Origin of the sequence: Lentilactobacillus sp. Marseille-Q4993 (genome assembly GCF_951230165.1) — a bacterium.
Classification (GTDB): Bacteria; Bacillota; Bacilli; order Lactobacillales; family Lactobacillaceae; genus Lentilactobacillus.
Genome location: NZ_CATNVB010000028.1, coordinates 25,326 through 32,798 on the forward strand (window position 1 = coordinate 25,326; position 7,473 = coordinate 32,798).

Annotated in this window: 7 protein-coding genes; 1 reads left to right on the forward strand and 6 read right to left on the reverse strand. The window is 42.5% G+C overall.

Going from position 1 to position 7,473, the window contains the following annotated elements:
- Positions 1-10: 10 nt before the first annotated feature.
- Genes QOW94_RS08785 through QOW94_RS08795 form a run of 3 tightly spaced genes read right to left on the reverse strand, consistent with a single transcriptional unit; the run spans position 11 to position 1,226 of the window.
- Complete coding sequence (locus QOW94_RS08785) at positions 11-328, reverse strand: carboxymuconolactone decarboxylase family protein (protein ID WP_283680012.1); 318 nt, start codon at positions 326-328, stop codon at positions 11-13.
- A 1-nt stretch (position 329) separates the two neighbouring features.
- Positions 330-755: a cupin domain-containing protein gene (locus tag QOW94_RS08790; protein WP_283680013.1), complete on the reverse strand. Its 426-nt coding sequence runs from the start codon at positions 753-755 to the stop codon at positions 330-332.
- Positions 756-815: 60 nt separating this feature from the next.
- On the reverse strand, positions 816-1,226 hold the full coding sequence (locus tag QOW94_RS08795) for a MerR family transcriptional regulator (protein WP_283680014.1): 411 nt from the start codon (positions 1,224-1,226) through the stop codon (positions 816-818).
- Positions 1,227-1,392: 166 nt separating this feature from the next.
- On the opposite strand from QOW94_RS08795, the gene QOW94_RS08800 reads away from it, so the two are divergent.
- Positions 1,393-3,231, forward strand: a complete 1,839-nt coding sequence (locus tag QOW94_RS08800) for a heavy metal translocating P-type ATPase (protein ID WP_283680015.1) — start codon at positions 1,393-1,395, stop codon at positions 3,229-3,231.
- Positions 3,232-3,312: 81 nt separating this feature from the next.
- On the opposite strand, the gene QOW94_RS08805 is transcribed toward QOW94_RS08800, so the two are convergent.
- The 3 genes from QOW94_RS08805 to QOW94_RS08815 form a co-directional block, all read right to left on the reverse strand.
- The gene (locus QOW94_RS08805; RefSeq protein WP_283680016.1) at positions 3,313-4,341 is read right to left on the reverse strand and encodes a hypothetical protein; all 1,029 of its coding nucleotides are present in this window, start codon (positions 4,339-4,341) and stop codon (positions 3,313-3,315) included.
- Positions 4,342-4,362: 21 nt separating this feature from the next.
- Positions 4,363-5,472, reverse strand: a complete 1,110-nt coding sequence (locus QOW94_RS08810) for a hypothetical protein (protein ID WP_283680017.1) — start codon at positions 5,470-5,472, stop codon at positions 4,363-4,365.
- A gap of 136 nt (positions 5,473-5,608) precedes the next feature.
- Positions 5,609-7,255, reverse strand: coding sequence for a peptide ABC transporter substrate-binding protein (locus tag QOW94_RS08815; RefSeq protein ID WP_283680018.1), 1,647 nt, complete (start codon positions 7,253-7,255; stop codon positions 5,609-5,611).
- Between the last annotated feature and the right edge of the window lie 218 nt (positions 7,256-7,473).

Genomic DNA, 7,473 nt, shown 5'->3' on the forward strand with positions numbered 1-7,473 from the left:
GAAACCTTTTTTATTCAAAGATATGTTTAGCAATTCCAAAGGCTGACCACGCCTTAGGCCAACCAGCATAGAACGAAAGATGAGTAATTAATTCAACCATTTCCTCTTCGGTAACGCCATTTTGCTTGGCAATTTTCATGTGACTCTCTAATTGAGGAAAGAGGCCCTGGGCAAGTAATGCCGAGCAAGTTATTAGGCTCCGGTCATGTGCAGACATCTTGTCCTCACGGGACCATACTTCGCCGAATAAGACGTCATCGTTTAACTCCGCAAACTTAGGAGCAAACTCACCCAAATTATCACGACCAGCAGTTTGTTTTTTAGGCATATTATTTCGCCCCCTGAGCTACATTAAATTCTGTGTCAGACACCGCGTCTAACCATTCTGGAGTTCCAGCTGTGATGGCAATGTGCGAAAACCAGCTTTCCGCAGTTGCCCCATGCCAGTGTTTGACTCCATCATGAGTAACTACTACGTCACCTGGCTTAAGCCGCCTTGCAGGCTTACCCTCTTCTTGATACAGGCCCTCACCACCGGTAACCAACAATAACTGGAAACCATCATGGTGGATATGCCAATTGTTCCTGCACCCTGGCTCAAACGTGACGTTACTTACGCCGACACTTACTTTAGGATCATTAACTAATCCCTGTAAGTAACTTTGACCCACAAAATACTGAGCATAAGCATCATTCTTATCACCAAGTGGAAAAATAATTCCATCCTTTACATTCTCACTCTTAAACTCTGTCATGGTATCCCTCTTTTCATATCCAAAGAATATTACTTAGAGTGCACTCGAGGTCAAGAGGAACTACTGGAATTTTTTCATATATTCGGCGAAGTCTTCATCTTCCGAAATTGATGAGTCAAGTTTGCCATCATACCAATCAATCTTATGGTTAACAATCTCCAAACTAGCTTGGAGTTCAGCTACCTTTTCTTCAGCCTCTTTCTTGACTTGTTGCAATAAGTTTCGCCGTAGTTCGATCGTGGAATCCCCTTGTGCCCGCCAGGTGACATACTGCTCTATTTCAGCCATCGTCATCCCCGTTTTCTTTAGATGAAGGAGAAACTTGATCCAACGAATGTCTTGGTCTACATAATATCGGCGCCCGTTAGCATCACGATGAGGTTCAATTAGGCCTTCGTTTTCATAGTAACGAAGCGTAAACGCAGTAAGACCTACCTGGTCTGCAAATTCGCTGATTCGTAGCTTTTGCATTCTAATGCCTCCTAATATATCCGTTATGGTGGATTATTACTTAGAGTTGGCTGTAAGTCAATAGCCAAAACTAGAAAGTAGCTCTGATTAACGTCCCTTAAGTTGGCTTTACTAGTTTATAATTGTTACAATGTAGTTAGGAGATAAACTACTGGAGGGGGCCACTATGAAGAATCTATCAAATTACAAACGACTAATTGGGGTACTCGCTGTTGCGGTTATCGCGTTTATCTGTGAGTTCATTTTAAAGCAACCACTTTGGGCGCAGATAATTATAACAATTGTTGGCTCAATTATTGCAATCCTAATGTTCATCGATATGGTAAAAACATTGCGGGCCGGAAACTTCGGTGTCGATTTACTAGCAATCACCGCTGTCATCGCAACTCTAGCTGTTTCGGAGTACTGGGCTGGCCTCATTGTGTTACTAATGCTAACTGGTGGTGATACCCTCGAAGACTACGCTGCCAATAAAGCCAACTCAGAGCTAAAAGCTTTAATTGAACAGTCACCGCAAACTGCTCATCAAGTTTCCGATTCAGGAGTAACTGATATTGCAGCTGATGAAGTTAAGGTCGGTGATCACCTTCTGGTTAAACCAGGAGAGGTTGTCCCAGTTGATGGTATGCTGACAACTGGAACCGGAACCCTTGATGAATCGTCGCTGACGGGTGAATCCCGACCAATTGACAAACAAGTTGGTGATCAAGCGTTATCGGGGTCCGTTAACGGTGACACCTCGTTTGAAATGATTGCCCAAAAAGAAGCCAGCGAAAGTCAGTATCAAAATATTATTAAACTGGTTAAACAAGCTGAGGATCAGCCTGCTCACTTTGTTCGCATGGCTGACCGGTATGCAGTACCATTTACCCTTGCAGCCTACATTATTGCGGGTATCGCTTGGTTCATTACCAAGGATCCAGTTAGAATTGCTGAAGTCCTTGTTGTGGCGTCGCCTTGTCCACTAATTCTAGCAGCACCAATTGCCCTTGTGTCTGGAATGAGTAACGCCTCTCGAAGTGGCATCATCGTCAAGAGTGGAACCACCCTTGAAAAACTAGATAAGGCTAAAACAGTTGCCTTTGATAAAACGGGAACCATCACCAAGGGTCACTTAACCGTTACCGATATTTTTGCAGTTCCTGGGTATACCAAAGAGCAAGTATTATCCTTAGCCGCTGGGGCTGAACAGCAATCTAGCCACATTTTGGCTAGATCACTAGTAAATGCAATTCCAAATGATATTCCCACCGCCACGGACGTGGTAGAAACCACTGCGCAGGGTGTCCAAGCAAAAATTAATAATCAGACGGTAAAGGCCGGCAAATCAAGTTTCGTGTCTGATGAGCCGTTTACTACCGTCGACCAGACCGCTGTTTACGTTTCCGTTAATGGCAAATACGTTGGTTACGTGGCGTTTGCGGATGAGCTAAGAGACGAAGCTGGGGCAACAATGGCAGAGCTGCATAACCTGGGAATCGAACAGATCATGATGATTTCCGGTGATAAACAGACTATCGCTGAGGAAATCGCTGACCGAGTTGGGATTGACCAAGTTTACGCAGAAAAATTACCAGCGGAAAAAATTGAAGTTCTCAAACAAGTTGACTTAAAGATGCATCCCGTTGTTATGGTTGGTGATGGTGTAAACGATGCTCCATCATTAGCAACTGCAGACGTGGGAATCGCGATGGGTGCTCACGGATCCACTGCAGCCTCAGAATCTGCAGACGCCGTTGTGTTAAAAGATAATTTGTTCCTAGTCGCTAAGGCAAAGTGTATCGCAAACCAAACGATGGCGGTGGCTCGGCATTCTGTCTTAATTGGAATAGCAATTTGTACAATTCTCATGTTGATTGCGAGTTTCGGTGTGATTCCAGCAATTATCGGGGCAATGTTCCAAGAAGTTGTTGATACGGTCACAATTCTCTGGGCTCTAAGAGCAAGAAGAGACGTTCAGATGGAAACGCCGGAGAGTGGTAAGCCAACACCGTTGAACGCTTAGAAATTTATAAAAATGCAAAACTGTCTAACTCAAAAACCACCAGCCTCGAATGAGGTTGGTGGTTTTCGTTTCTTGAAAATATTAATATGCAGTTGTTGATCTCATTAATTGTGGTTGTCTATTAGTTAACAACATTCCGTGGCCTGACTTATCAAAAATCAAGCTTTCAAACTCACGGTGACTCCTAAACTTCGTGTACTTAAACGAGCCATTCGTAAGTGAGCCACGGCCATATGTCTTTTTAGCTGGGAAACTTGCAATTGAGTCATCGGAAACTAAGTACAAACGACCATTGTGTGGGTTATAGCCCATTGCTTGTTGGTGGGTACCAGTTTGGTGAGCAAACATTTGCTTGGTCAAGACTACCTTGATCTTGTTACCAGAAATCTTGCCCCGGTAAACTTTGACCTTGCCCCCAGAAATGGTCCACCAGTATGCGTGACCTGATGTATCAAACGTCAAATTATGACCAGCTGGCACCTTAGCACCACGGTTATTCATGTAGAACTTGATTGCCTTGTCAGGCTTCAATGAGCTCTTTGAAATTCTTTGAATGGTTGACCACTTTGTTGGGGCCATGTTAACGGAATCGCGCCACATCCATAGTGAATTAGTCTTCTTGTCATAAGCCAATGACTGACCATGACCAACAGTAAAGTAACCGCCGACTTTAACGCCAGCTTTCTTAGCAGACAAACCGATGAAGTTCTCTGGTTTGTTCTTATCAAGGACACTCTTGTTGTAACGAATGATGTATCCCTTACCCTTTAATGAGTGCGGAGCATACAATACAAATAAGTATTTACCTGCAAAAGCAGCCGCTTGAGGATTAGTATTATCCTTGCCCCAATTACCTTGTAGAAGATACTTTTGCTTTAAAGTCCACTTAGTTCCGCTAACACTCTTAATTGTGCTCCCAGATCCAGGATAGTTAGGGTTTGCCTTCACAAACTTAACCTTACTGTTATTTACAGTTCGCAAACTTGATGAAGAATATTGCTGAATCGCATTTGATTTTTGAACGTGCGTTGCGGCATCTGCCACTTCAAACGTTCCGGCTGCAAGGAGCATCCCCGCAACCACCCCTAACACTGATTTTTTACTAACCATAATAATCATCCTCCCAAAAAATTAATATGCTTTATTAGCCTGTAATACCTCTGGATAGTGGTTCACTAACAAGTTACCCTTTGAAGTGCCATCGTAGGCAATCCCTTCAAACTCACGCATCGGCGAGAATTTGGTCCATTCAAAACTACCGTTTGTTAGGCTACCGTGGCCCTTTAGTCGTTTAGATGGGAAACTAGCAATCGATGCATCGGAAACCAGTAACAAACGTTTCCTAATTGGATTATACCCCATGCTTTGAATCCTAGTGCCTGGAATCCTCCTCAGCATCTGGTGAGTAAGTCTAAATTTAACAGACCGTTTGTGAATTTTACCTTTATAAACATAACCGCCCCAACCCGGGTTGGACCAGAAGTAGGCATTGCCACTCTTATCAAACGTCAAGTTGTGACCACCAGGAACGCTAAAACCACGCGAACGCAAACGGAACCGAATCATCTTGTCAGGTCGCAACTTCTTAGCGTCAATATGGAGCATATAACCCCATTGACTGGTTGGAATTCGGGGAGCTTTTTCCTTATCCCGCCACATGTAAAGACCGTGATTTTTCCAGTTGTAGGCAAGCGATTGGCCGTGACCAGTTGTGAAAATTGGCCCAACTTTAATCGCCTTGTGAATTTGTTTTTGAATCTTGTTGTACTTACCGTGCTTTTTCTTATAAGCCTTTTGTAATTCTTCTGGGTGCAAACGAATCCCCATTTGATCGAGTTTCTTAATGTCAAACCGAACGATCCGGCCCTTATTCTTTAAGTTAGTCGGACAGTACACGATATACATATACTTACTCTTGGTCATCGCAATCGACTGTGGATTTCCCCACCATTGGCCATTCCTACCTGGATAGGGTAATAGGTATCGAGTCGTAAAAGTAACTTTTTTACCCTTAGTCCCCTTGATCTTATGTATCTCGGACTTATCCTTAACGTGATGATAGCTATTAGGAACCCGCACGTAATGAACCTTCCAATTATTAACATACCGTAACGAGCCTTTTTTCAAGGCACTAGAACGTTGGTAGTACACCTTGAATTTTGCGTTTGCTTGAATGGAACCCCCGAAACAAAGTGCAAAGAAAAGAGCGCACAAAAAAATTCCCCTCATTTTAAACTTCATATATAAACCAATCCCCCAAATGTATTGTCAATAAAATCAATTTTATACCATTACCGTTATAAAATCTAGTTAAACAATAAAAGGTCTCGACATTTGTCAAGACCTTTTATCTTATCTACATATTTTTTTAAAAAAGTTATTTGATATATGCGTATTTGTAGTTCCACTGAGTTCCGGCTGTATTATGAATTACTCCGTGAAGATGTGCCTTTTGAAGATAAGCGGTGTTTTGCTGGTAAAGCGGCGTCATCCCTTGATCTTTACTTAACTCCTGACTAGCTTGAACTAAATCATTCCACCGTTTCTGCGTATCATTTGCATCTGCATTTGTTGCTTTGTCAATTAGTTTGTTATAGGTCGCATTATTATACTTCCCAGTGTTGTACGGGGTTCCCGCTTCTGGAATTTGAAGGTGAGAAATTGGGTCGTTAAAGTCCGCTCCCCAACCGGAAAGACTAACATCGAACTCACCCTTAGTTCCCAATTGGTTTGCGACTTGACCAGGAACCGCCTTAACATTTAAGGTAAACCCAGGTAATTCCTTTTCCAGTTGAGCCTTAAGGTATTGGGTAATCGTGCTGGTTTCCGGATCGTCATTCCCAGCTAAAAGTGTGAGGGAAACCTTCTTCGCTCCGATTTGTTTCAATCCCTTTTCCCAATATTGCTTGGCAAGGGTTGGATTGTAGTCAACCGTGTTCTTTACATATTGTTCCTTAGCAAAGTCCTCCCCGTTCTTAGGGTCACTTGCCACGTCAGTTGGGACAAACCCAGTTGGCGTAGTTGAGCCATCACCAAGAACCTTCTTGGTCAGCTGTTGCCGATTTAATGAAAGTGAGATTGCTAGCCGAGTGTTACGGTTGCTGACAGCCTTTCTCTTGGCTGCATCGGTATTTTTAAAGTTATACTTTAGGTAATTAATGACGGAGTATGGATATTGTTTAAACTCGCTATTGTCCTTATAGTTCTTGATTTGCTCAATTGAAAGTGGCGTCAAATCAAGCTTTCCTTGTTGATACAAACTTAGCCCAGTGGCGTTACTTGCTTCAACGTTATAGGTGATTTTGCTTAACTTAACCTTATCTTTATCCCAATACTTGTCATTTTTAACGTATTCCCAAGTATTTCTAGTTCCGTTCCACTTTTCTATTTTAAATGGACCCGAGTAAACCATATATTGTGACTTTGTAGCGTACTTTTTACCGTATTTTTCAACCACTTTTTGATTCTGAGGGCCAAAGAGTGGGTATGCCATTAAAACTTTGAAGTAAGCCAAGGGCTTATCAAGCTGAATCTGAACGGTCTTAGAATCTAGGGCTTTAATTCCTAGGGTTGAGGCATCTTTTTTGCCCTGATTGATTGTAGTGGCGTTCTTAACGTCATCAAAGAGATAAGCGTACTCTGACTTGGTCTTAGGGTTAAGGGTCCGCCGCCAAGAATAAACAAAATCATTCGCTGTAATCTTATCGCCATTACTCCATTTTGCGTCACGAAGTTTAAATGTCCAAGTCTTCCCGTCCTTAGATACCTGCGAACTCTTTGCCAATCCTGCTGTTGGTTTTCCATTATTCCCCAACCGATAGAAACTTTCAAAAACATTTCCGCTTTGACCGTAACCAGTGGCCTTGGAAATATCAATCGTATCCAGTGGTGCCGTCGTACTAAGCTTTAACACTTGTGCTTTATTATCATCCTGCTTAGCTCCTGCTGTTTTGGTAATGATGGCGCCCCCAATTCCAGCGACAACCACTAACCCAGCAACGATACTAACAGCCTTCTTATTCATCTTGTTTTCCTCCAAATTTATTCGATAATCACTACACTTAAAATCATTGGCATCAGACTACACATGAGATCACCCCTAAATTATTTTTTCAAACTTGAATTTACAATTTAAGTGCAACAGTGACTAAAAAAAGGACCCATAGCTGGATTCCTGTAAAATGATGTTTGCGAAAACAATCATGAAAGGAATCTAGCTATGAGCCACTACAAGCATCTTAC

Bases quoted from the DNA above. Each gene is read 5' to 3' on its own strand.
- QOW94_RS08785 (WP_283680012.1), bottom strand. From the start codon at position 328: ATGCCTAAAAAACAAACTGCTGGTCGTGATAATTTGGGTGAGTTTGCT.
- QOW94_RS08790 (WP_283680013.1), bottom strand. From the start codon at position 755: ATGACAGAGTTTAAGAGTGAGAATGTAAAGGATGGAATTATTTTTCCA.
- QOW94_RS08795 (WP_283680014.1), bottom strand. From the start codon at position 1,226: ATGCAAAAGCTACGAATCAGCGAATTTGCAGACCAGGTAGGTCTTACT.
- QOW94_RS08800 (WP_283680015.1), top strand. From the start codon at position 1,393: ATGAAGAATCTATCAAATTACAAACGACTAATTGGGGTACTCGCTGTT.
- QOW94_RS08805 (WP_283680016.1), bottom strand. From the start codon at position 4,341: ATGGTTAGTAAAAAATCAGTGTTAGGGGTGGTTGCGGGGATGCTCCTT.
- QOW94_RS08810 (WP_283680017.1), bottom strand. From the start codon at position 5,472: ATGAAGTTTAAAATGAGGGGAATTTTTTTGTGCGCTCTTTTCTTTGCA.
- QOW94_RS08815 (WP_283680018.1), bottom strand. From the start codon at position 7,255: ATGAATAAGAAGGCTGTTAGTATCGTTGCTGGGTTAGTGGTTGTCGCT.